The organism is Stenotrophomonas beteli (genome assembly GCF_001431665.1).
Classification (GTDB): Bacteria; Pseudomonadota; Gammaproteobacteria; order Xanthomonadales; family Xanthomonadaceae; genus Stenotrophomonas; species Stenotrophomonas beteli.
On the sequence record NZ_LLXV01000038.1, the window covers coordinates 55,612 to 79,445 of the forward strand.

Annotated in this window: 16 protein-coding genes; 2 read left to right on the plus strand and 14 right to left on the minus strand. The window is 66.7% G+C overall.

The window, feature by feature from the left end:
• Nucleotides 1-64: 64 nt before the first annotated feature.
• The 5 genes from ARC23_RS09815 to ARC23_RS09835 all read right to left on the minus strand — a co-directional run bounded on the left by ARC23_RS09815 (nt 65) and on the right by ARC23_RS09835 (nt 7,277).
• Complete coding sequence (locus ARC23_RS09815) at nt 65-1,291, minus strand: AGE family epimerase/isomerase (RefSeq protein WP_057497062.1); 1,227 nt, start codon at nt 1,289-1,291, stop codon at nt 65-67.
• Nucleotides 1,288-2,283, minus strand: a complete 996-nt coding sequence (locus tag ARC23_RS09820; RefSeq protein ID WP_057497063.1) for a carbohydrate kinase family protein — start codon at nt 2,281-2,283, stop codon at nt 1,288-1,290. Before ARC23_RS09820 ends, ARC23_RS09815 begins: the two co-directional genes overlap by 4 nt.
• A gap of 7 nt (nt 2,284-2,290) precedes the next feature.
• On the minus strand, nt 2,291-3,604 hold the full coding sequence (fucP, locus tag ARC23_RS09825) for an L-fucose:H+ symporter permease (protein WP_057497064.1): 1,314 nt from the start codon (nt 3,602-3,604) through the stop codon (nt 2,291-2,293).
• Between the two features lie 61 nt (nt 3,605-3,665).
• Complete coding sequence (locus ARC23_RS09830) at nt 3,666-4,715, minus strand: LacI family DNA-binding transcriptional regulator (RefSeq protein ID WP_057497065.1); 1,050 nt, start codon at nt 4,713-4,715, stop codon at nt 3,666-3,668.
• Nucleotides 4,716-4,811: 96 nt separating this feature from the next.
• Nucleotides 4,812-7,277: a GH92 family glycosyl hydrolase gene (locus tag ARC23_RS09835; protein ID WP_057497066.1), complete on the minus strand. Its 2,466-nt coding sequence runs from the start codon at nt 7,275-7,277 to the stop codon at nt 4,812-4,814.
• A gap of 1,040 nt (nt 7,278-8,317) precedes the next feature.
• On the opposite strand from ARC23_RS09835, the gene ARC23_RS09840 reads away from it, so the two are divergent.
• Both ARC23_RS09840 and ARC23_RS09845 read left to right on the plus strand, forming a co-directional pair.
• Complete coding sequence (locus ARC23_RS09840; protein WP_057497067.1) at nt 8,318-11,395, plus strand: TonB-dependent receptor; 3,078 nt, start codon at nt 8,318-8,320, stop codon at nt 11,393-11,395.
• Between the two features lie 219 nt (nt 11,396-11,614).
• Entirely contained in the window at nt 11,615-11,809 is a 195-nt protein-coding gene (locus ARC23_RS09845; protein WP_005409441.1) for a heavy-metal-associated domain-containing protein, read from the plus strand.
• A gap of 77 nt (nt 11,810-11,886) precedes the next feature.
• Here ARC23_RS09845 and cueR read toward each other — a convergent pair whose 3' ends face one another.
• The 9 genes from cueR to ARC23_RS09890 all read right to left on the minus strand — a co-directional run bounded on the left by cueR (nt 11,887) and on the right by ARC23_RS09890 (nt 23,825).
• Entirely contained in the window at nt 11,887-12,342 is a 456-nt protein-coding gene (cueR, locus tag ARC23_RS09850) for a Cu(I)-responsive transcriptional regulator (RefSeq protein WP_057497068.1), read from the minus strand.
• Between the two features lie 11 nt (nt 12,343-12,353).
• The gene (locus tag ARC23_RS09855) at nt 12,354-14,846 is read right to left on the minus strand and encodes a heavy metal translocating P-type ATPase (RefSeq protein WP_057497069.1); all 2,493 of its coding nucleotides are present in this window, start codon (nt 14,844-14,846) and stop codon (nt 12,354-12,356) included.
• A gap of 166 nt (nt 14,847-15,012) precedes the next feature.
• Nucleotides 15,013-17,970, minus strand: a complete 2,958-nt coding sequence (locus ARC23_RS09860; protein ID WP_057497070.1) for a TonB-dependent receptor plug domain-containing protein — start codon at nt 17,968-17,970, stop codon at nt 15,013-15,015.
• 484 nt (nt 17,971-18,454) lie between these two features.
• Nucleotides 18,455-18,808, minus strand: a complete 354-nt coding sequence (locus tag ARC23_RS09865) for a hypothetical protein (RefSeq protein ID WP_238985226.1) — start codon at nt 18,806-18,808, stop codon at nt 18,455-18,457.
• 212 nt (nt 18,809-19,020) lie between these two features.
• On the minus strand, nt 19,021-19,752 hold the full coding sequence (locus ARC23_RS09870) for a copper homeostasis protein CutC (RefSeq protein WP_057497071.1): 732 nt from the start codon (nt 19,750-19,752) through the stop codon (nt 19,021-19,023).
• Complete coding sequence (locus tag ARC23_RS09875; protein ID WP_057497072.1) at nt 19,749-20,747, minus strand: N(4)-(beta-N-acetylglucosaminyl)-L-asparaginase; 999 nt, start codon at nt 20,745-20,747, stop codon at nt 19,749-19,751. The genes ARC23_RS09870 and ARC23_RS09875 overlap by 4 nt, the downstream gene beginning before the upstream one ends.
• 51 nt (nt 20,748-20,798) lie before the next feature.
• Nucleotides 20,799-21,821, minus strand: a complete 1,023-nt coding sequence (locus ARC23_RS09880; protein ID WP_057497073.1) for a glucokinase — start codon at nt 21,819-21,821, stop codon at nt 20,799-20,801.
• A gap of 84 nt (nt 21,822-21,905) precedes the next feature.
• The gene (locus tag ARC23_RS09885; protein WP_006436871.1) at nt 21,906-22,190 is read right to left on the minus strand and encodes a hypothetical protein; all 285 of its coding nucleotides are present in this window, start codon (nt 22,188-22,190) and stop codon (nt 21,906-21,908) included.
• A gap of 45 nt (nt 22,191-22,235) precedes the next feature.
• Entirely contained in the window at nt 22,236-23,825 is a 1,590-nt protein-coding gene (locus ARC23_RS09890) for a calcineurin-like phosphoesterase C-terminal domain-containing protein (protein ID WP_057497074.1), read from the minus strand.
• Between the last annotated feature and the right edge of the window lie 9 nt (nt 23,826-23,834).

The following is a 23,834-nucleotide window of genomic DNA, read 5'->3' on the forward strand; positions in this document are numbered from 1 at the left end:
CGGCCCGGCGCTACCGATTCCGGATGGCCAGGCAGGGCCTGGCACTGCTGCATTCGAATGATCTTCAGCGCACGACGTTCAGCACTTCGTAGCACGCGCCCATGGTGTGGTAATCCACCTTGCCGGCCGGGCTCTTCTCATCGCTGTACTTGCGGTTGTCGGCATCGAGGATGCGGAACCAGGCGCCGTACTGGTGGTCGACGAAGTGCTCCCACGCGTACGCCCAGATGCGCTCGTACCACTGCCAGTAACGGTCTTCGCCGGTGCGCTTGGCCATCAGCGCGGCGGTGGCCAGCGTCTCCGCCTGCACCCAGAAATACTTGTCGTCGTCGCAGACGAAGCTGTCGCCACCGATCGGTACGCCCTCCATGCCCGGCTGCCGGCGCGACTCTGGCGCGAAACCGTAGTACAGGCCGCCCCGGGCGTCGTCCCAGCTGCGCGCCACGGCCACGTCGAACAGGTGCTGGGCGGTCGGCACCAGCCAATCAGCCTGCACGTGGCGGTCCAGGATCAGCAGCAGCTTGGCCCACTCGGTCTGATGGCCGGGCTGGAAGCCCCACGGGCGGAACAGGTGCTTGGGGTCGTCCAGGTTGTAATCCCAGTCGATCTCCCAGTTCACGTCATAGTGTTCCCAGACCAGGCCACCGGCCTTGGCCGCCTGGCGGCGGGTCATGTTGTCGGCCAGCTGCAGCGCCCGTTCCACGTAACGCTGCTCGCCACTGGCCTCGAACGCCGCCAGCATCGCCTCGCACATGTGCATGTTGGCGTTCTGGCCGCGATAGCCGGTGAAATTCCACTGGCCATCGGCCTCGTCCTTGTACAGGCCGTGCTGTGGCTCCCAGAAGCGCGCTTCCAGCAGCTGCCAGGTCTCGTCCATCCACTCGCGGGCCTGCTCGACACCGGCCTTCAGCGCGCAACTGTAGGCCAGCAGCACGAACGCCACGCCGTAGCAGTGGTTCATGTCGTCCTCGACCTTGCCGTCGCGCAGGGTCCAGGCATAACCGCCAGTGGCCGGATTGCGATGCACCTCGCGCAGGTAGCGCACGCCGTGCTCGACCGCCTCGCGGTATTCGGCGTTGCCGAACTCGCGGTAGGCCATCGCGTAGTTGAAGACGAAACGCGTGCTGCTCACCAGGTGGCGGTGGCTGGCATCGTAGATGCTGCCGTCGTCACGGAAGTAGTGGAAGAAGCCACCGTTGGGATCGATGCAGCGCGGATGGTAGAACGCCATCGTGTCAGCGATGTGCGCACGCAGGAACGCGGGCGAACGGAAATCGGGCGAGGTGCTCATGCGGTAATGTCCTGGGCCTGCAGCAGCTGCTGCACTTCATCAAGCGAGGGCATCGCGGCAAACGCGCCCTTGCGGGTAACAGCCAGCGCACCCACGGCGGCGCCGAAGCGCAACGTCGCGGTGATCGCCTCCGGGTCCTGGCAGAACGCGGCGAAACCAGCGCCCGCCCCACCGCGCTCGAGCAGGCCGACCAGCACGCCACCGACGAAGGCATCACCGGCCGCGGTGGTATCGACGGTAGCCACGCGGAAACTTGTGACCGTGCCGTGGTTGTCGCGGGTGTACCAATGCAGCGTGGCCGCACCGTCGGTGACGATGACCCAGCGTGCCTGCGCGGCCAGCAGGCGCCGCAGCACCGTCGCCTCGCCATCGGCACCGAGCGGCGCGGCCAGGTAGTCCAGCTCCTCGCGCGACAGCTTGACAAGATCGGCGCGTTCCAGCGCCTGCCACAGGCGTGGCGTCGGGTCCTCGTTCGCCGGCCACAGCGCGGGACGCAGGTTGAGGTCCAGGCTGACCACCGCGCCGGCCGCACGTGCACGGTCCATGCCGGCGAAGGTCGCCTCGGCGATGGCCGGCTCGGTCAGGCTGTTGGAGCAGACGTGGAAGCACTGCGCGCTGTCGAGGCACGCGGCCTGGAAATCGCTGTCACGGAACAGCAGGTCGGCCGCCGGCGGGCGGTAGAAGCTGAAGCTGCGCTCGCCACTGGCGTCGAGGGCGACGAAGGCCAGCGCAGTCTTCGCCGCATCGGTACGCACGATGTAATCCGTGCCCACGCCGTGCTCGGCCAGGCTGTCGGCCAGGAAGTCACCGAACATGTCACGGCCGAGCATGCCGACGAACTGGGTCTTCGCACCCAGCCGCGCGGCGGCCACCGCGACATTGGCCGGTGCACCGCCGGCGTATTGCAGGAACGCGCGCGGGGTGCCGGCCGAAGCCGGCGGCTGCGCTAGTAGATCGATCAAAATTTCGCCGAAGCAGACAATGGAACCCATTCCGGACTCAGCCTCCCTGCGTTGCGGAAGCCGGCGTACGCGCGCCGACCAGTCCGTAGAAGATGATGTAGCCGTAGCACAGCAACGGCAGGATGAAGCTGGCCTGCACACCGATGTGATCGGCGAGGACGCCCTGCAGGTACGGCACCACGGCACCGCCGACGATGGCCATGATCAGCAGGCTGGAGCCCTTGTTGGTCAGCGGGCCCAGGCGCTCGATGCTCAGCGCGAAAATAGTGGGGAACATGATCGAATTGAACAGGCCGATCGCCACCACCGAGTACAGCGCGATGCTGCCGGAGGTCAGCATGGTGGTGACCAGCAGCGCCACGTTGACCAGCGCGAAGATCGCCAGCAGGCGGCTCGGCGAGAAGCGCGCCAGCAGCGCGGAGCCCGCGAAGCGGCCGATCATCGCCATCGTCCAGTAGGCCGACACGTAGTGCGTGGCCTCCTGTTCGCTGAAACCACCGATGTTGGGCATCGACAGGTAGTTGACCAGGAAGCTGCCGATCGATACTTCGGCGCCGACGTAGAAGAAGATGCCCAGCACGCCCAGCAGCAGATGGCGCTTGCGCAGCGCATCCAGGTAACTGTGGTGGTGGCCCTGGTCGGCCTGCTCGGTGGCGTCGCTCAGCGCCGGCAGGCGGAACAGGAACACGAACAGCGCCAGCAGCACCAGCGCAACGGCCAGGCCCACGTACGGTCCCTGCACGGCGTGCGCCTCGGCGGCTCGGTAGGCCAGCTGTTCGGCGGCCGGCAGCGCGTTCAGTTCATCGGCGCTCTTGACCGTGTTGGACAGGATCAGCATGCCGCCGAAGATCGGGGCGATGGCCGTGCCCAGCGAGTTCAGTGCCTGCGCCAGGGTCAGGCGACTGGAGCTGGTCTGCTCCGGGCCCAGCAGTGCGACATAGGGGTTGGCGGCAACCTGCAGTACGGTGATGCCGGTGGCCAGCACGAACAGTGCGCCGAGGAAGGCACCGTAGACACGCAGTTCGGCCGCCGGCCAGAAGCCCAGCGCGCCGATGCCGGCGATCACCAGGCCGGCCACGATGCCCTTCTTGTAGCCCAGCGCGGCAACCAGCCGGCCTGCGGGCAACGACATCAGGAAATAGGTGCCGAAGAAGGTGAACTGCACCAGCATCGCCTTGGCGTAGTTCAGCTCGAACACCGCCTTCAGGTGCGGGATCAGGATGTCATTGAGGCAGGTCAGGAAGCCCCACATGAAGAAGATCGTGGTGACCACGGCCAGCGCCTTGCCGTTGGTGACGGCAGGTGCGTTGCCCGAAGAACCCGATGGACGGGGCGTTGCGGAGATCGGCATGCGGTACGCGCCTCGATGCGCGGAAGGTCGTTGTGGCGTGGAAGGGAATCTGTGGAAAGTGTCAGTTCGGCCGTGCGGCACTGCTCTCACGGATGCGCAGCTGCACCGGCGCAACCGTGCGCCGTGGCGGCGCGTCCGGTTCGTCCAGCCGTTGCAGCAGCAGCGCGGCAGCTTGCCGGCCACGCTCGCGCGGGTCGGCGGTGAGCGTGGTCAACGGCGGCACCGCGACCGACGCCTCGGAAATATCGTCGAAGCCGGTAACGGCGAAGTCGCCGCCCGGGCGGATGCCGCGCGAGTTCAAGCCCAGCATCAGGCCCAGTGCGACGGTGTCGTTGTAGCAGACCGCGGCACTCGGGCGATGGCCATCGGCAAACAGCTCATCGGTGCGCGCAGCGGCCTCCAGGCGGTTCGGCGCCGACTCGATCATCCAGCCCGGCGGCAGCGACAGGCCCGCTTCGGCCAGCGCCTGCTGGAAACCGGCACGGCGCTGGTGGCACGAGCTCGATGCAGCGTGGCCGCCGAAGAAGGCGATCTGGCGGTGGCCGCGCTCGATCAGGTGGCGCGTGGCCAGGTAGGCACCGTGCTGGTTGTCCAGGGTCAGGAAGTCCCAGTCAGCCCCGGCCAGTTCGCGGTTGAACAGCAGCACGTTGGCGTTGGCACCCAGCGCCTGGCGCAACTGCGCGGTGTCACTGCCCTCGGCCGGCGACAGGATCAGGCCGGCCGGGGTGTGCTCCATCAGCGTGGACAGCACGGCCTGCTGGCGCTCGGGCGATTCACCGGTACTGCCGAGCAGGGTCACGTAACCGCGCCCGCCCAGCGCCTCATCCACACCGGAGGCGAATTCGGCGAAGAACGGGTTGGACAGGTCGTTGATCACCAGCGCGATGCTCGACGACGTGCGGCGACGCAGGTTGGCGGCCGCGCGGTTGTAGACGTAGCGCTGGCGACGCAGCTCGGCCTCGACCTTGGCACGGGTATCGACGTTGACCAGCGGGCTGCCGCGCAGCACCAGCGACACAGTGGCCCGTGACACGCCGATGGCACGCGCGATGTCGGTCACCGTCACCGCCTTGCCGGCGCGCTTGCTGGAACTGCTGCCGTTGTCGTTCATCGTCTTCCCGGACTCCGCTGGAGGCTCAAGCCTAATGGATCAGGGCCGTGTCGTGCGGTGCCGTTCGCTGGGTCACCGCGAACGGCACAGTCCGGCTCACCGCAGCGCGCTGCCCGGCGCCGCGCACCAGGACACCGGCAGGTCCTTCACCGCGGTGCCCCAGCCCTGCTCCGGCGCCTTCGCATCGAGCGCGAACTGCAGGCGCGGGCCCTGCTGCAGGCGGTTCCAGTCCAGCCATACCGGTGCATGCGCCTGGCCATCGACCTGCACGCCCTGCACGTACTGCAGGCGGCGGCCGTCGGCGCCCGGCGCGTCGATGCGCAGGGTGCGGCCATTGCCCATGTCCACTTCCACCTTGCTGAAGCGCGGGGTATGCAGCAGGAACTGGCCGCTGCCCGGCACCGCCGGGTACATGCCGATGGCGCTGAACAGGTACCAGGCCGACATCGTGCCCAGATCGTCATTGCCGGTCACGCCGTTGGGGGCATTGGTGAACAGCTGCTGCGCCGCACGCACCACCGCCGCCGTCTTCCACGGCTGGCCGATCAGCGTGTACAGCCACGGCGAGTGCAGGTCCGGCTCGTTGTTCGGGTTGTAGCGGAACTGGTTGTAGTAGCTGTACGGCCCGACCACCCACTCCTTGCGGGCGGCGTTGAGCGGGTCAGCCTGCAGTGCATCCATCGCGAAGAACGCATCGAGGCGGCGGCCGGCCTGTTCGCGGCCATCCATCGCATCGACCAGGCCCGGCACGTCCTGCTGCGCCAGCCACTGGTACTGCCAGGCGGTGCCTTCATGGAAGCCGTGATGCGAGCGCGGGCTGTAGTGACCATCGGCCGGCGTGTACCACTGGCCATCTTCGGTGCGCGGGCGCGGGAAGCCGGTGAAGCCGGTCTCGGCATCGCGCACCTGCGGGTCCCACACCTTGCGCCAGTTGCGGCCGCGCTCACGCAGCGTCGCCGCGTCCTGCGCATGGCCGAGGCCATCGGCCATCTGCGACAGCGCGCAGTCGGCCAGCGCGTACTCCAAGGTGGCCGAACCACCGTGGTGCGGATCGACATCCATGCCCTTGGACGGGAACGCACGGTCGTAGACCACGTAGCCCTTGTCCAGGTAGGTCGGATTGCCGGAACGGCCGGCCATCCGCGAGTTCAGTGGCGGCGTACCGAACGCGTTGCGGCGCAGCGCATCCCAGGCCTGCGATTCGCGGCCCTTGAGCGCGCCGAAGCGCCACAGGTCGACCATGAACGGCGTGACCGGATCGCCGGTCATGATGTTGGTCTCGAAGTTGGCATAGCCCCAGCGCGGCAGCCATCCCCCCTGTTCGTCGATCGCCAGCAGCGTGCGGCCGATGTCACGCGCCACGTCCGGGCGGGTCAGTGCCAGCCACTGGTTCTGCGCGCGGTAGGTATCCCACAGCGAGAAGTACTCGTAGTAGGTCCAGCCGTCGGCACGATGGATGCCATCGTCATAGCCGCGGTAGCGGCCATCGGCGTCGTTGCCGGTCATCGGCTGCAGCAGCGCGTGGTAGACCGCGCTGTAGAACACCGTGCGGTCATCGCCAGTGCCGCCCTGCACGCGCACCCGGCCCAGCTGCTCACGCCAGGCCTGCTGGGACAGCGCGCGCATGCGGTCGAAACCGATCAGCTGCCCACCCTGCATGCCCTCGGCGCGCAGGTTGGTGCGCGCGCCTTCGGCATCCACATGCGAGATCGCGCTGACCGCTGTCACCGACTGGCCCTTGGCCAGGTCGAAACTGAGCCAGGCACCGTTCGGCTTCTGTTCGCCTTCCATGCTGTGGCGCGCGCCCGGCAGGCCGCCGCCCTCGCCCCAGGTGCCATGCGCCTTGAACGGGCGGTCGAACTCGATGCGGAACCAGGTCGTGTACTGGTGCCCGCCACAGAAACTCTTGGTGACCAGCTTGCCTTCGACCACACGGTCGCCGACCACATCGACCACGCTGCCGATCACCGAATGGCGCTCGTTGGCCTGGCCGACGTTGACCAGCACGTGGCCCTCGCCCTGGCGCTGGCTGAAGGTATAGCGCTCGGCGGCGGCGCGGGTGCGCGCGGTGGCTTCGGCATCGATGCCGCCATAGCTGGTCAGACGCACTTTGTAATAGCCCGCCTGGCCGATTTCGCCGTCGTGGGAATAGGACGCGGCGTAAGCCTTGTGATCGAACTGCTTGGCGTTGCCGGTATCGAAATCGCCGCCCGGGCCGATCGACCCGGTTACTGGCAGTACCGACACCTGGCCGCCCTGCTCCCAGCAACCGGCACCGGAAATGAAGGAGTGACCGAAGCCCCGGATCTTCTCGTCGTCGTAGCGCCAGCCCGAGTAGTGGCTGCCGATCGGGCTGACCTGGATCAGGCCGAACGGTGCCGACGCGCCCGGGAAGGTATTGCCGTCGTCCTTGCTGCCGATGAAGGTGTTGACCTCGCGCTCCAGCGCAGCCGGTGCAGCCTGCAGCAGCATCGGCATGGCCGAAAGCGCCAGCAGACAGGCCAGGCGCGCCAGCGGGCGCGAGGTCGATGGGACGGCGGGAGCGGACGGCACTGGACGCATGTCGGGTTCCTGTAGTCGATGACGCGAAGGCAGACGGCAGGGTCGTTCGGCACCGTTCCGCTGAGTCCCGCCGTGACCGGCAGAGAGCTCCCCCTGGAATGACGCCCGACCCGTGCGGTCGTGAATTTAGATCGATTCAAGTAGAGCATGCAGGTTCAGCCGAATGCATTCTGCGGCGCAGCATGAGAGGGGTGTTCGGCAGGGCTGCGCCCTGCACCTGCCGAAGCCGAAGCCGAAGCCGAAGCAACAGCAAAAGCCGGCTATCCGTGGGATGGCGCGGTGGGTCCGGTTGCGGGGGACGCCGTAAACCCGTCCCTGGGGGCTTGGCCGCGGCATCCATGCCGCGGACACCCCCGCAACCGGGCCCACCCCGCCTTCGACAGATTTCCGCGATCTGTGAATCCACGCCATACGTGGATGAATCTCTGTCGGATAACGAAATCAATTGGGGTCAGATCCGTTTTCCAACGGAAAACGGATCTGACCCCACGACCCCATGCCGTTCCAGGATCAATCCAACCGTCACCGGGAAACTGTCAAAGGCGGGGCGGTGTGGGCTGGCAGGACCGTTGGCGCCATGGATGGCACCATCGAGCCCCCAGGGACGGGTTTACGGCGCGTCCTGCCAGTCCACACCGCCCTGCCAAACCAGCAGAAAACCAGAGCCGCTTTGGCTTTGGCTTTGGCCGTTGCCCTAGCTTCAAGCAGGTGCAGGGCGCAGCCCTGCCGACCCACCCTCCCTGCGCACGAAAACGATTTCACTGATTTCAGCAAACCGTCATCCCTTCGCCACGCCAGTACCATATTGCGGAGCAGCATGCGCCCACGGGCGACCCATGCTAAAAATCGCCCGCCCATCGCTTAGATCGATCCAAGACGACGTTGCGATGGCCGGGAGTTGGGGAACAGCAACAGGACGTACCAGGCCGCACGCGCGTTGCTGCTGCCACTGCATGGCGACAGCCGCAAAGTCACTTCAAATTAGATCGATTCAAGTTGTCCGTGCCACGTCACCGGATCAATCCATGAGAGAGGGAGAGATGGGAATGAAGCATTCAACACGTACGCACGGCCAGGACGCATTGTCGCTGGCCATCGCGCTGGCCCTGGCTGCCGCCGTCATTCCGGCAGGCGCCGCCGCGCAGCAGGCCGCGTCCACCGGCACGCAGGATGCCACCACCCTGGACAGCGTCCAGGTCACCGGCTACCGCTACGCCATCGAGAAGAGCCTCGAGCAGAAGCGCGATGCCAACGCCGTGGTCGAAGTGATCACCGCCGAGGACGTCGGCAAGTTCCCCGACAAGAACGTTGCCGACGCGCTGCAGCGCGTGCCCGGCGTGGTCATCACCCGCAGCGGTGGTGAAGGCAAGAGCGTCAGCGTGCGCGGCCTCGCACCGGACCTGACCCTGACCCAGTTGAACGGCAACTACGTGGCCACGTCGGAAACCAACGACGAAGCCACGCGTTCGTTCAACTACACCCTGCTGCCGTCGAACATGCTGTCCAGCGCCGAGCTGTTCAAGTCGCCGGAAGCACGCATCGACGAAGGCGGCATCGGCGGCACGGTCATCCTGCACACCCGCCGTCCGCTGGACATGGAATCCAACTCCGGCTTCGTCACGCTCGAGGGCACCTCCTCCGACACCCATCACGATATCGATCCGCAGGCATCGGCGCTGTACTCGTGGCATAGCCAGGACGAGCGCTTCGGCGTGCTGGTGGGCGTGACCCAGCAGAAGCGCACCACCCGGACCATGGAAGCCAGCACCGAGGATTACCAGTGGTATGGTGCCGGCAAGGCGCGTGATGCCTACGGCAATACGCAGGCGCAGGATGGCATCCACTACTGGTGGGGCCGCTCCGGCTTCAACAACCAGTCCGGCCAGAACTACACCGACTTCTTCATGCCGACGTCGGTGAACTTCGCGGTGAAGGAAGAGAAGCGCGAGCGCAAGGGCGGCCAGCTGACCTTCCAGTTCAAGCCGGTCGACAACCTGACCCTGACCGCGAACTACTTCCGCTTCGAGCTTCAGGGTGATTACACCCAGAACATGCTGAAGATTCCCGAATGGAGCATGGCCCGCTTCAACGGCGACGGCAACTGGGCCGGCGGCCGCCTGCTCAACGGCCTGGATTTCGATCCCAGTGGCAGCATCGTTACCGGTGGCCAGTTCGAGAAGCTGGCCGGGAAGACCTACTACTGCAGCGAGGACGAGGCCAAGGCCGCCGGTCTTGCGCCAGGCGGCTGGGGCCCGGACGACTGCACCGTTCCGACCCCGCAGCTGACCGGTGGCTACAGCAAGGAAAAGGCACTTTCGCAGACCGCCGACCTGAGCATCGACTGGGACATCAGTCCGCTGTGGAAGGCGTCGTTCACCGGTGGCCGCACCTGGTCCGAAGGTGGCCCGTCGATGAACTTCCGCATGTCGGCCAAGCCGCGCCGCAAGGACGGCAACGTCTACCTGCCCGGCAACCTTTACAGCGCCTGGGACCTGACCGGCACGCCATCTGCGACCTTCTCGCCTGACCTGCAGCAGCAGCTGATGAACGGCATCGCCGAGGTCGATACCGGATCCACCGATTCGTCGTGGAAGCGCACCGAAGTCAAGCAGAACTACTTCCAGGCCGATGTGACCAAGCTGTTCGAGTCCGGCTGGCTGGATTCGATCCAGTTCGGCGCCAAGTACCGTGATGGCAAGGTCCACCGCAATACCGGCAATACCTACTGGGTGTGCCCGGGCCGCGACCCTGCCGACTATGACAACAGCCGCTACCAGAGCGGCTGCGACCCGACCGCCGGCAACGCGCAGCCGGGCTTCTTCCTGTCCAACCCGATCAGCAACATCGCCGGCGGTTTCAACGCCAATGTGTTCCCGGGCATCAACTACCCGGCCTACATCGATTACCTGAACCAGACCTACGGCGGTTCGCACAACCGGACCGAGGAAGATTTCGTCTACAACGTCAACGAGAAGATCTACTCCGGCTACTTCCAGGCCAACTTCCGTACCGAACGCCTGCGCGGCAACGTCGGCGTGCGCGTGGTGCGTACCAAGCAGTTCGCCCAGTCTTCCGACTCGATCGAGAAGTTCAACGACTACTTCCTGGACAACGCCTCCGGCGCGCCGATGGCGTGCACCGATCCGGCCGCGGCAGCCTATCCGACCTACAGCTGCGAAAGTGGCTTCGTGCGCCTGCCGCACGACCTCGCGCAGAGCAAGACCTACGACCTGATCGGCGTGGACCGTACCTACACCGACGTGCTGCCGAGCTTCAACATCGCCTGGGACATCACCGATACGCTGGTCCTGCGTGGCGCGGCGTCCAAGGTCATCGCCCGTCCGGGCTACACCGACATCGCCGCACCCGGCGCCCTGAGCTACTACAGCCAGGAGTACGTCAACGACCGCCGCGTGGCGGGCGGCGCATCGACTGCCGGCTGGGTCGGCCAGGGCAGCAACAAGCAGCTGGAGCCGTTCAAGGCGACCCAGTTCGACCTGGGCCTGGAGTGGTACTTCCAGCCCGGTGCCGTTGCGGGCGTGGGCCTGTTCCGCAAGAACGTGGACAACTTCACCCTGCCGGTGGTGCGCGACACGCCGATGGTCATCGGTGGCGAGGCGGTGACCGTGCAACGCTACGAGACCCAGGCCAACGGCCGTGATGGCGTCTCCCAGGGCGTGGAGCTGTACGGCCAGTACACCTTCGATTTCGGCGTGGGCGTGCAGGCCAACTACACCTACAACGACACCAACCTGGCGTCGATCGTACTGGATGGCCAGGAGATCGGCTCTTCGCCGCTGGTCGGCAGCGCCAAGAACCAGGCCAACGTGACCGTGTTCTACGAGAACGAGAAGTTCCTCGCACGCGCTTCGTTCAACCGGCGTGGCCAGGTGGTCGGCGGGCTCAACAACGGCCTCACCGTTTACACCGAACCCTACGATCAGCTGGATCTGAACGTTGCCTACAACCTGACCCCGGACTGGACGCTGACCGCCTCGGTGATCAACGCCACCAAGTCCGAACAGCGCGTGCACCTGGGCAGTGACAGCAAGGCCCGCCTCATTTCCAACACCTATGCAGGCCGCCAGCTGTACTTCGGCGCCACCTGGAAGTTCTAAGGCAACACCGGGTTGCCCGGGCGCGCCCCGGTGCAACCCACGCCCCGCCCTGGCGGGGACGTTCCTCCACGGCAGCCGCGCTGGTACAGGTGGCTGCCGTTTTTGTTGGAAAGGATGATTCGTTGCCGGCGATGGCCTGGCGTTCAGCCCCGCGCTTGACCCTGCCATCGTTGCAAGGTGCACACTGACTCCACCCCAAGAGCACCGAAGGAGCTACAGATGGAATTCCATGTCGATGGCATGACCTGCGGCGGCTGCGCGCGCAGCGTGACCCGTGCGATCCAGCAGATCGATCCCAATGCCAGCGTGGTCGCCGACCCGCCGACCGGCCTGGTCAAGGTGCAGACCACCGCATCTCAGGAAGACGTCTTCGCCGCGGTGAACGATGCCGGCTTCCCACCGCGCACTGCCTGATCCCCTGCCCCCGTCTCACACAGAAAGGCCCGCCCGCTGCTGCACCGGGCGGGCTTTTTAACGCATGCGATATCGAGTCAATACTTGTGCGTACGCCGCCGCACCGCACCGGTCTTCGCGGTATCGACCGGTACCGGCATCTCATCGTCCTCACCCAGCCGCTGCAGGATCGGGCACTCCGGGCGCTCGTCGCCGGCGCAGCAATCGATCAGCGATTTCAGCGTGTCGGCCATCTGCCGCATGTGCTCGATGCGTTGTTCCAGGTCGACGATGTGCTGCTCGGCCAGGCGCTTGACGTCGGCACTGTGCCGCGAGGTGTCGTTCCAGAGCCCGAGCAGGTCGGTGATCTCGGCGACCTGGAAGCCGAGATCGCGCGCGCGGCGGATGAAACGCAGGCGGTGGATGTCCGCCTGCGAGTAGGCCCGGTAGCCCGACTCGGTTCTATCGGCGGCCGGAATCAGGCCGATCTGTTCGTAGTAGCGGATCATCTTTGCAGAGACGCTGGACGCCTTGGCGGCTTCACCGATGTTCATGCGGTTCTCCTTCAGTGGGTCGCGGCGGACGCATCCGCCAGCGGCGGCTGGAAACGGCGCAGGCGCAGCGCGTTGCCCAGCACGAACACACTCGACAGCGCCATCGCGCCGGCCGCGAACACCGGCGACAGCAGCACGCCCCAGACCGGGTACAGCACACCCGCCGCCACCGGAATCAAGGCGGTGTTGTAGGCGAAGGCCCAGAACAGGTTCTGCCGGATGTTGCCCAGTGTCGCCTTCGACAGCGCGATGGCGTTCGGGACGCCCTGCAGGTTGCCTGACATCAGCACCACATCGGCCGATTCCACCGCGATATCGGTGCCGGTACCGATGGCCAGGCCAACGTCGGCCTCGGCCAGCGCCGGTGCGTCATTGATGCCATCGCCGACGAAGGCAACGTGCCCATGCACCGCCTTCAGCCGACGTATCGCCTCCACCTTGCCCGCAGGCAGTACCTCGGCGACCACCTCATCGATGCCGAGCTGACGCGCGATCGCCTGCGCGGTGCCAGCATTGTCACCGGTGATCATCGCCACCTTCAGGCCCAGCTGGTGCAGCGCCGCGATGGCTGCCGGCGTGCTCGGCTTGATCGGATCGGAGACCGCAATGATCGCCGCCAGGCGCCCGTCGATGGCGGCATACAGCGGCGACTTGCCCTGCGTGCCGAGCTGGCTGGCCCGTGCAGCAAAGGGCGCGATATCCACGCCCAGGTCGCGCATGAAGCGATCGGCACCGACCTCCACCCGCGCACCATCAACGTTAGCACGCACGCCCATGCCGGTGACCGATTCGAAATCGACCATCACCGGCAGCGCGATGCCCTGCCCGGTGGCGGCATCCACAATCGCGCGGGCAATCGGATGCTCCGAGCGCGACTCCACTGCCGCCACCGCTGCCAGTACCGTGCGGCGATCAAAGCCGTCGGCGATCTCCAGGTCGGTCAGGCGTGGGCGGCCTTCGGTCAGGGTGCCGGTCTTGTCCACCGCCACCACCTGCGCATCCTTCAGCAGCTGCAATGCCTCGCCCTTGCGGAACAGCACACCCATTTCCGCGCCACGGCCGGTGCCGACCATGATCGACGTCGGCGTGGCAAGGCCCATCGCGCACGGGCAGGCAATGATCAGCACCGCCACCGCATTGACCAGCGCGAAGCTCAGCGCCGGCGACGGACCGAACATCAACCAGACCAGGAAGGTGGCCAGCGCAGCCAGCATCACCGCCGGCACGAACCACAGCGTCACCTTGTCGACCACGGCCTGGATCGGCAGCTTCGAGCCCTGCGCCTGTTCGACCATGCGGATGATCTGTGCAAGCAGGGTCTGCGCACCGACCGCCGTGGCGCGCACTGTCAGTGCGCCGGTCTGGTTGACCGTGCCTCCCACTGCGCTGCTGCCGGGCTGCTTCTCGACCGGAACCGGCTCACCGCTGATCATCGATTCGTCGATGTAGCTGCGGCCTTCGATCACCTCGCCATCCACCGGTACGCGCTCGCCCGGGCGCACCTCCACCACGTCACCCGCCCGCACCTCGCCGACCGGAATATCGACCGCGTGCCCGTCACGGATGACATGCGCGACCTTCGCCTGCAGCTTGACCAGGCGCTTGATCGCCTCCGACGTCCGGCCCTTGGCCCGCGCCTCGAGGAAGCGCCCCAGCAGGATCAGGGCGACGATCACCGCTGCCGCTTCGTAGTAGACGTTCACCGTGCCCGGTGGCAGCAGACGCGGCAGGAAAGTGGCCACCACCGAGTACCCGAACGCTGCGGCGGTGCCTACCGCCACCAGCGAATTCATGTCCGGTGCCAGCCGCAGCAGTGCCGGGAAGCCCTTCAGGTAGAAGCGGCGGCCCGGGATTGCCAGCACCAGCGCGGTCAGCACGAACTGCAGGTACCAGCTGGCCTGCATGCCGATGGTGGCCATCACCCACTCGTGCATGCCCGGGACAAGATGCGAGCCCATTTCCAGCACGAATACCGGCAGTGCCAGCGCGGTGGCCACGATCAGGTCGCGCTTGAGTTCGGCGCGCTCGGCGTCCTTCCTTTCGGCAGTTTCATCCTCAGCAGGCGCGCCGGCCTCGATCACGCGTGCGTCATAACCGGCCTTGTCGACGGCCGCGATCAGCGCAGCTGCATCGGCCACGCCACGCACCGTGGCACGCTCGGTAGCCAGGTTCACGCTGGCCTGGCTGACGCCGGGCACCGCCAGCAGCGCGCGCTCGACACGGCCCACGCAGGAGGCGCAGGTCATGCCTTCCACGGCCAGTTCGGTGGTGGCGGCCGGTACGTCATAGCCCACGCGCTCCACGGCCTGGATCAACGCTGCACGATCGACCGGTCCGGAGGGGCGGATGTCCGCACGCTCGGTGGCCAGGTTCACCGATACGCTGGCCACGCCTTCCACCTTCGAGAGCGCCGCTTCGACGCGGCCGACACAGCTGGCGCAGGTCATGCCCTCGATGGGCAGGCTGATCGTGGCAGGGGCGGCAGTGGCGCGAGGCATACTCATGATCGGATTCCCGGGCTTCCTTCTGGAGGCGCACAGGCTAAACCTTGCCATCGTGGGAAGGTCAAATCCAGCGACCGGGGGGTCATGGAAGGGTTCATCCATGCATGGCGTGGATCCGCCAAGGCACGGCAGCGCCGGGCCGGGCCCGGCGCTGCCCCTGCAGCCCTCAGAAGGTGAACACGTACTCCAGCGCGAACTCGCGGCCCACCGCACTCAACAGGCGGGTCGGCGCGAAGTCGTAATCCAGCTTGTACGGATCCTTGTGGTTCCAGCTCGCCGAGTTGAACGCATTGTTGACGTACACGTTGACCTTGGCGTGCTCGGTCACCTGGTAGCCCACGTTGAAATTCCAGGTGATGAACGGCCCGACCCGGCCGAAGTAGCGCGCGGTCTGCTGGCCCGCGTTCGGGTTCGGATTGGGTGAGCCATCCGGACGCGTCGCCGGCTCCAGGCAGTTCAGCGACGGGCTGTCACTGGGCACATAGCCATCGGCGAACGGCAGGCAGCCACCGGGGTTGTCCAGGCGGTCGGTGCCCCAGTGGTAGCGCACGCCCGGCACCGAGCCCACGCGGTCGGCATAGACGTTGGCGTTCCAGTTGCCGCGCTGCCAGGCCAGGCTCGCGCGCAGCTTGCTGCGCAGGTCGCGGTCGCGGCGTTCCGGGTTCGGGTCGTTGGCGTAACGCTGTTCCTTGGTGGAGATCTGGTTGGTGTAGTTCACGCCCAGCTGGAAGCTGCCCCATTGCGCGGTGTCCAGGCGATAGCGCGCGGTCAGGTCGATGCCACGCACTTCACGGCTGGCCAGGTTGAACGGGCCGCGCTCGATCGACACCAGGCGCCCGTTGCTGTCGCGGTTCACACGGGCCAGGATGCCGGCGCAATACTCGCCACCGGCCGGATTGGCCCACGGCGTACCGTCCATGTTCTTGCCGGTCAGGCAGCCCGCTTCGCTGGCCAGCACCTCGTCGGCGCCGACGTCGACGATCATGTCTTCCAGCTTGATTGCCCAGTAGTCGGCACTGACCGACAGGTTCGGCATCACGTCCCAGACGAAGCCGACCGTCCACGAATCGCCGGTCTCCGAGCGCAGCAGCGGTGTGCCACGACGGTTCACGTCAAAGGCGTACCAGACATCGGTGTTGCCCACGCCGCAGTTGTTGACCAGGTAGGCACCGCTCTGGATGCAGCGCAGCCGATCGTAGGTCAGCACCTCCGAACTGCTCGGCTGGCCCAGCAGGTAGTGCATGTCCGGTGCGTGGAAGCTGGTGGCGTACGACCCCCGCACCAGCAGCGATTCGACCGGCCGCCATTCCAGGCCAACGTTCCAGGTGGTTTCCTTCTGGCTGCCGATGTTCAGCGCTTGGCTGCTGTCGTCGGCCTTGTAGTTGCCGTAGCGGTCATAGCGCGCGGCTGCGGTGGCGGTCACGCTGTCCAGCAGCGGAATCTTGAACTCGACGCCGGCCGAGTAGCGGGTGCGCTCGCCGCCACCGCGATCGACGTTCTGCAGATCGAAGTCGATGCCCGCGCGCGGGTCGGGGCTGAGGTGGTAGCCCTGCTGCGCGACTTCAGCCACCGCCGCGAACGAGATCGGGCCGGCCCAGCCCTGGAACAGCTCGCCGGTGATGTCCGCCGAGGCCTGGTTGACCCATGAGGCCGCGCGGTTCTTCGCCACCGTGCCCATCTGCCAGTACTGGTCCGGCGTGATCGGGTTCCACCAGCGCGATTCGTTCAACGCATAGATCGCCTCGCCATCGGCGGTGGTGCCCAGGCGCGGGCCAAGGAAGTAGTCATACGACTTCTGCTCGTCGACCACGTTCTGCCGCTCCTCCACCCGGTAGTACGAACGCCCCACCGTGGCGCTCCAGTCGAAGCGGTCGGCCAAGCGCCCGCGCAGGCCCGCGCTCCAGTCCCAGGACAGTTCGCGGTTGGTGTTGCGCAGGGTATCCAGGCCGCCGACCTCGTTCGGGGTGAACTGGCGCACGCCCAGGATCGGCCGGTTGCGGTTGGCATCCCAGTAATAGCCGTTGTCATCGTCGATCAGCGACACGCCGGGCGGATTGGTGCCCCAGATCGCTTCGGAGCGATACACCGCCAGGTTGGTCCAGGCCTGCAGGTCATTGCTGAAATCGAAGGTGGCGTACAGGTTTCCGGACACGTTCTCGGCGCCGCCGGTAAGCAGCCAGTTGGCGTAGTCGGCGCTCATGCCGCACAGGCGGCCGGTGTTGGTGATGCGGTTGGCGGCGTAGTTGTAGACCAATCGATCGGCGGTGTAATACTCGCCGTCGAATTTTTCGCAGGTGCCGGTGGGCGGCGCCAGGCGCTGGCCCGTGGTCGGATCGATCAGCGCCAGGCCGGCGGTGGGACGGAAGCCGACCTTGCGTTGTTCCATGTTCCAGGACGGGTACGGCGCATCGTCGGCATCGTCCATCTGCGGGCGATCACGCCCGAACAGCGGGTCGCGCTTGGTGTACTGCAGCGCGTAGGTCACGCTCCAGTTGTCGCCGGTCTTGCCACCGGCCCAGGACAGATCCCAGGTATCACGCCCGCCTTCGGTGGAGGTACCGCCACGCACGCGCACTTCGTCGCCGTCGTAATTGGTCTTGAGGATGACGTTGACCACGCCGGCGATCGCATCGGAGCCATAGATGGCCGAGGCACCGCCAGTCAGCACTTCGATGCGCTCGACCGCCGCGGCCGGAATGTTGCCGTAGTTGGAGAAGTTGGTTTCACCGCCATACGGCAGCGGGTAGTCGGCCACACGGCGGCCGTTGACCAGCAGCAGCGAACGGTTCGGACCCATGCCGCGCAGGTTCAGGCCGCTGGCGTTGGGCGTGTGCGAGCCCCACTGCGAGGCGGCTTCGACCGTGCCGGTCGCTTCGGTGAGCGTCTTCAACGCGTCATACACGCTGACGAAGCCCTCTTTCTGGATCTGCTGGGCGGTGATCACGTTGACCGGCGTCGGACCCTCGACGCTGGCGCGCTTGATGCGCGAGCCGGTGACGGTGACTGCGTCGAGATCCTTGGTAGACGAGCTTGAGGCTTGCTGCGCATTGGCAGCCAGGGGAAGCAGGGCCAGGACCAGGGCCTGGGACAGCAGGTGACGACGCTTGCGGACGATCTGAGCCATGGGTGGTTGCTCTTCGAAGATGTGGACGCACGGACGGGTGGTGGCGCGGCACTACGGCTGATCCGGGCGCCTGGATCGGTTCAAGACCGTCGCGGCGCCCCCCTGTGGATCGATCCAAACTAAAGCACAGCTGAACCACGCCGGGCATGCGGCGACGCAGCAACACCCGGCGGGAAGGCGTTGACGGTTTCCGGTATGCAGCACAATCAAAGGGTTGCGAAACATCGCTGAGAGAGCGGCGCACGAAGTAGTGACACGATCGCGACAATCGCGCGCGGAACGTTTTTGTCCGCCCTCAGCGATTCCCCTCACCCGATCGAGTCGGGACGAAGTGGCCATTTCGGAGGGCGTAGCGGCTCGACGCATCGCCTCCGGGTCCGATACCCCACCATTCGATGGTGAACCCGTCGCCCTGCCAGATGACCGAGGAAAAGTCGGATTCACTGTGGGGTCGCCGTGAGTTCTGGCTCGCCAGAGACAGGGTCTAAAGGCAGCTGCTGATCAATACCCTGCCGCGCTCAATGGGCTTCGGCAGGGTCAATTCGTAGACGAACAGATGGATCTCGCGCCCCGCGCCACAGCGCCCCATCGGGTTGGAAGCGTTTGAATCGAACACCTGATAGAGCGCGCGAAAGCGCTTCTCCCCGATCCGATGTACCCGTGTGTCGACGAACACGCCTGTAGCAGCGGGTGCCAGCGTCACGCCGCCCAGCACAGCGTCGATGCCGCCGCCCTCGGGTCCGGCCGCCTTCCAGAAGAGCGTCGGGGGCTGTCCCTCCTCTGCAGCTATTGCGGCGGTGGGCAGCAAACAGAGAAGTAGCAGGAGCAATCGAGGCATGCGGAAGGAGGATCATTGCCACGGGGAGTTGGACCCCACTGTCAATAATCCTGGCATGATCGTCTACCCGGAAACACGGAGGCCCCTACGTTCCGCTGTTTGGCAGACTGACTGGCGATCCACGCGCGTCAGAAGCGTCATTTTTCGGCAACGCGTGAGCATCCGGTTGGGGTCAGATCCCTTCTGCGAAGGGATCTGACCCCGGGCAGCTCTCAGCCGTCCAACGCCTGCCGCAGGGCGGCCACGGTGGCGCTGGCGGTCTGGCTCCAGTCCGGGTCCAGGCCGCGCAGGGCCGGGTTCTGGAACTGCATGGCCGAGCGGCGCAGGCCTTTTGCGGACGCGTGCAGTTCGGTACAGCCCGTCTGACGCGCGACGGCGGCGATATTGGCCGGGCCCAGCCCGGCGCCGGCCATCACACTGATGCGCCCCGCCGCCTGCGTGACCAGACCCGCCAGCACATCCGCGCCCGCTTCGGCACTGACCTGGCCGCCCGAGGTCAGCACGCGCTCGCAACCCAGTTCGATCACCTGCTCCAGTGCCGCCGGCAGATCGCGGGCGGCGTCGAAGGCGCGATGGAAGGTCACCTGCAACGGCCCGGCGGCCTGCACCAGTTCGCGGCACAGCGCCACGTCGATGCCGCCCTGCACATCCAGCGCACCGATCACCACGCCATCGCAGCCGAGCGCGCGGCACTGCGCGATGTCACGCAGCATCAGTTCGGTTTCCAGCGCGTCGTAGTGGAAGTCGCCCGGGCGTGGCCGCACCAGCACGAACAGCGGAATCGACAGGCGCTCGCGGGCCATCGCGACGCTGGCGAACGACGGCGTGGTGCCGCCCTCGGCCAGGTTGCCGAACAGCTCGATGCGGTCGGCGCCACCGGCCTGAGCGGCCAGCGCCGAGGCCAGCGAGTTGCTGGCGATTTCCAGAGTGAGCCGCGTGCTCACGCCTGGGTGCTCGTGTAGATCGACGGCGAGTCGCGCAGGTCGTCCTGGCGCTGGTCATCGCACACCGCATAGACGAAGCCGCGGTGCAGCGCATAGGCGCCGACCTCGCCCCGCTTGTTCATGGCCAGGAAACACACCTGCAGCGTTCTGCTCGCTTCCGGGCGCTTGCGCACCACGCGGTCGATCGCCTCGCGGCAGGCCTGCGCCGGCGAGCGCCCCTGGCGCATCAGCTCGACCACCAGGAACGAGGCGGCGTTGCGGATCATCTCCTCGCCCACGCCCGAGGCCGTAGCCGCGCCGACCTCGTTGTCGACATACAGGCCGGCACCGATGATCGGGCTGTCGCCCACGCGTCCGTGCAGTTTCCAGGCCATGCCGCTGGTGGTGCAGGCACCGGCAAGGTTGCCGCGGGCATCCAGCGCGAGCATGCCGATGGTGTCGTGGTTGTCGCTGTTACCGGGCATGCCCCGGCGCTCGGCGTTGATCTGTGGCTGGTACTTCTCGGTCTTCAGCCATTCGCGCCAGGCGGCTTCGGCCTGCGGCGTCAGCAGATGCTGGCGCTCGAAGCCCTGCTGCATGGCGAACTGCTGCGCACCCTCGCCCACCAGCAGCACATGCGGGCTGTTCTCCATCACTTTGCGCGCCACCGACACCGGATGCAGGATGTCGACCAGCGCGGCCACCGCACCACAGCGGCCATCGCCGTCCATGATGCTGGCGTCCAGGCTCAGCACGCCGTCGCGATCGGGGTTGCCGCAATGGCCGACGGTGGGATTGCACAGTTCGCTCTCGGCCCAGCGTGCGCCGGCTTCGACCGCATCCAGCGCGCTGCCGCCGCCGGCCAGCACCTTCCATGCGGCCTGGTTGGCCGGCACGCCGAAATCCCAGGTTGAAACGACCTTCGCCCTGCCTTGGCTGCGCGCCTGCACGCCCGGTAATGCTGCGATGCCTGCGGCCAGTGCGCCGGCCTGAAGGAACTGCCTGCGATCCACCATTTTCCCCTCCCAGTCTGCAATGCGCGGCCGGCCCGATGCCGGTCGCAGCGATCAGTCGTGCGCGGGCTGCCGCGCGGCATGCCAGACCGCCGCGCCGAGCACGCCCAGCTGGCCATGCTCTACACGCCACACCGGCACCTGGCGCAGCACCTCGGTCAGCACGCCCTTGTTGAGGAAGCGCTCGCGGAATCGACCATCGGCCAGGAAATCCTGCACGTGCGCGGAAATGCCCCCGGCCAGGTACACCGAGCGCGCGCCGACGGCGATTGCCGCGTCGCCGGCCAGGCTGCCCAGCCACGCACAGAAGACCTGCAACGTTTCCACCGCCAGTGCATCCTCACCGCCACGCGCGGCGCCGATCAGCGCCTCCGTACTGGTCCACACCGGGGTGACGCCGCGCAGTTCGCACAGGCACGGATACAGGTTCATCAGGCCGCTGCCGGACAGCACGCGTTCGTTGTCCACGTGCGGCCAACGCTGCAGCAGACGGCCCAGCACCTGCAGTTCCAGCGTATTGCCGGCGCCAAGCGCGGCATGGCCGATCTCGCTGGCCAGCACCGGGCGCTCGCCGTCGGCAAAGCGCAGCGCGGCGCCCAGGCCGGTGCCGGCGCCCAGCACCAGCGCCGGGAACGCCTGCGCCGGGTCGGCATCGCCATTGAGCGGCACCAGCGTGTCCGGCTGCAGGTAAGGGATGGCCAGCGCCACCGCCTCGAAATCGTTGATCAGCTGCAGCTCGTGCAGCCCGGACTGCGCACGGGTGGCCGACAGCGAGACCGTCCACGGCAGGTTGGAATTGATCAGCACGTCGCCATCGAGCAGCCCAGCGATGGCGACCACTGCGGTCTGCACCGGCTGGCCGAGGCCTGCGGTGAAGTCGGCCAGGATCGCGGCCAGGCTGGGATGGTCGGCGCAGCCGTAGGTGCGATGACTGCCCAGCAGCGGCGCCTGACCGGGTTGGGTTTCAGCCAGCGCGAGGCGGGCAAAGGTGCCGCCGACATCGGCGACCACCAGACGGCGCGGAGGACCGCCGCGGGCGGAGTCGGAAGAAACCGGAGACGCTGCTGCGATGGTCACGCTGGCCTGCTTGGATCGATTGAATCGCCCCGATTCTCAGGCATCGGGGCGGCTTTGCCTAGCGCGCCGGTGGTTCAGGTGGGCCTACATGCCTTCCTGTTCGGCCACCTGTACGCCGTCCACCAGCACGCGCAGGCGCTGCGGACGGAAGCCGGCGAACAGCAGCGGCCGGGTGCGCTCGACCAGCACTTCGTGGCCGGCGATGTGGCGCAGCCACGACTGTACCAGCGAGAACGAGAAATGCGTGCCAGGGTGCCAGGGATGCTGCACCCAGACCTTCTCGGTGGCGCTCTGCAGCAGCATCGCGCCGGTGAACCAGTGGCGGCTGAGAGTGACCGGCGTGGTGCCGGCCATGAAACGGATATCCATGCTGCGTCCTTTCGTGATGGGAATCGTGGATCTGAAGCGTCGGGCTCAGGGCTGGGCCGTCTGCAGGCTGTAGCTGGTGGTGGCCGTGAACACCGCCCCATCGGGCTGGGTCGAGCGGACCTCGACCTTGTGGCTACCCACGGCCAGATCGGTCGGCAGCGCACCACGCCACAGGTGCGGCGATGCGGTGGCCTCCGGCGAGCGGTCATAGCCGCGCAACGTGCCGGCCAGATCATCGGCCACGTTCTCCACCATCAGGCGCGGATCGGGCTGGCTGACCTGCTTCATCGGCTGCCAGGCGCCGCCATCGACGCGGTACTCGACCACACTCCGATCCTCGCCCATGTAGACGTTGGCGTAGACACCCCACGCCGGATAGGCCCCCTGGCGCAGCACCTTCGGCGCGTGCAGGCCGATCTGCTCGCTGGCCGGCCTGCCGGCCACGCGGTACTGCAGGCGATAGCTGCCGTTGCCGGCCACGTCGAGCAATGCATAGCCCTTCGGCGTGCCGTCGCTCATGGTGCTGTCCGGCACGCCAGCGGCATTCTTCACGCCCGACCAGAACGCACCGCAGTTGGCACCCACGTTGTACTCGTGCAGCGGCTTGTCGCCGTTCCAGCCATCGGCCTTGCCGTGGTAGACGTGCTGCTGGGTGTGGCTGTGGCCGCTGAGCACCAGCACGTTGCGGAAGTCCTTGAGCAGATCGAACAGGCGCTGGCGGTCGGCATGACGGAAGGTCTCGCGCCCCGGTGCCGCGTCGAACAGCGGGATGTGCATGCCCAGCACCAGCAGGCGGTCCTTGTGCAGGCCCTTCAGGTAGCCGGCAAGGAACGCGAACTGGTCTTCGCGCAGGCCACCGACGTATTTCGGCCTGGCCTTCGGGTCATACACCACGTCATCGAGGAACACGAAGCTGGCACCGCCCTCTTCCACCGCGTAGGTGTCCGGGCCATAGATGTTGCGCCAGCTGTCCAGCGAATGCGCGTCGCTGGCCGCATCGAAATCGAGGTCGTGGTTGCCCGGCACATGGAACCAGGGCACGCCAAGCGTCGTGGTGACCTTGTTGATCGCCGGATAGAGCGTCAGGTCGTCGTTGACGATGTCACCCAGGGTGGTACCCATGCGCGCCTTGGTCTGCCCGACCAGCGGCGCCACGATCGACTGCTGGTAGTAGCCGATGTCCTTCAGGCTGGCGGTCTGCGAATCGGTGAATACCAGCATCTGGAAACCAAGGCGGCTGTCATGGCGATCCGACTGCAGGGCGAAATCCCAGTTGCGGGTGACATCGCCGGTGGCGGCGATGCCACCGTACTTCAGCGCCGGCGAGCCGTTCGGGCGGTAGTGGCGCCAGAACGAGGGCAGGCCATCGGCCGCTTTCGGGAAGGAATACGCATCGGGCTTGATCACGAACACGGTCTGTCCGTCGCGAACCGGCAAGCTGTAGCTGCCATCGGCGGCGGTCTTGACGATGGCCTCGCCGTTGGACACCTGTACCCCGGCCAGGCCCGGATCGGTCGCGCCGCGCCCCGGCCGGCCATCGCGCTCCAGATAGACCTTGCCGGTGACCACGGTGTCCGCGGCCCAGGCCGGCGAGGTCAGCAACAGGCAGCACAACCAGGCGGCAGGCAGTTTCATGGGAGACAT

Bases quoted from the DNA above. Each gene is read 5' to 3' on its own strand.
- ARC23_RS09835 (WP_057497066.1), bottom strand. From the start codon at position 7,277: ATGCGTCCAGTGCCGTCCGCTCCCGCCGTCCCATCGACCTCGCGCCCG.
- cueR (WP_057497068.1), bottom strand. From the start codon at position 12,342: ATGAACATCGGTGAAGCCGCCAAGGCGTCCAGCGTCTCTGCAAAGATG.
- ARC23_RS09860 (WP_057497070.1), bottom strand. From the start codon at position 17,970: ATGGCTCAGATCGTCCGCAAGCGTCGTCACCTGCTGTCCCAGGCCCTG.
- ARC23_RS09865 (WP_238985226.1), bottom strand. From the start codon at position 18,808: ATGCCTCGATTGCTCCTGCTACTTCTCTGTTTGCTGCCCACCGCCGCA.
- ARC23_RS09875 (WP_057497072.1), bottom strand. From the start codon at position 20,747: ATGGTGGATCGCAGGCAGTTCCTTCAGGCCGGCGCACTGGCCGCAGGC.
- ARC23_RS09820 (WP_057497063.1), bottom strand. From the start codon at position 2,283: ATGGGTTCCATTGTCTGCTTCGGCGAAATTTTGATCGATCTACTAGCG.
- ARC23_RS09845 (WP_005409441.1), top strand. From the start codon at position 11,615: ATGGAATTCCATGTCGATGGCATGACCTGCGGCGGCTGCGCGCGCAGC.
- ARC23_RS09830 (WP_057497065.1), bottom strand. From the start codon at position 4,715: ATGAACGACAACGGCAGCAGTTCCAGCAAGCGCGCCGGCAAGGCGGTG.
- ARC23_RS09885 (WP_006436871.1), bottom strand. From the start codon at position 22,190: ATGGATATCCGTTTCATGGCCGGCACCACGCCGGTCACTCTCAGCCGC.
- ARC23_RS09890 (WP_057497074.1), bottom strand. From the start codon at position 23,825: ATGAAACTGCCTGCCGCCTGGTTGTGCTGCCTGTTGCTGACCTCGCCG.
- fucP (WP_057497064.1), bottom strand. From the start codon at position 3,604: ATGCCGATCTCCGCAACGCCCCGTCCATCGGGTTCTTCGGGCAACGCA.
- ARC23_RS09855 (WP_057497069.1), bottom strand. From the start codon at position 14,846: ATGAGTATGCCTCGCGCCACTGCCGCCCCTGCCACGATCAGCCTGCCC.
- ARC23_RS09840 (WP_057497067.1), top strand. From the start codon at position 8,318: ATGGGAATGAAGCATTCAACACGTACGCACGGCCAGGACGCATTGTCG.
- ARC23_RS09815 (WP_057497062.1), bottom strand. From the start codon at position 1,291: ATGAGCACCTCGCCCGATTTCCGTTCGCCCGCGTTCCTGCGTGCGCAC.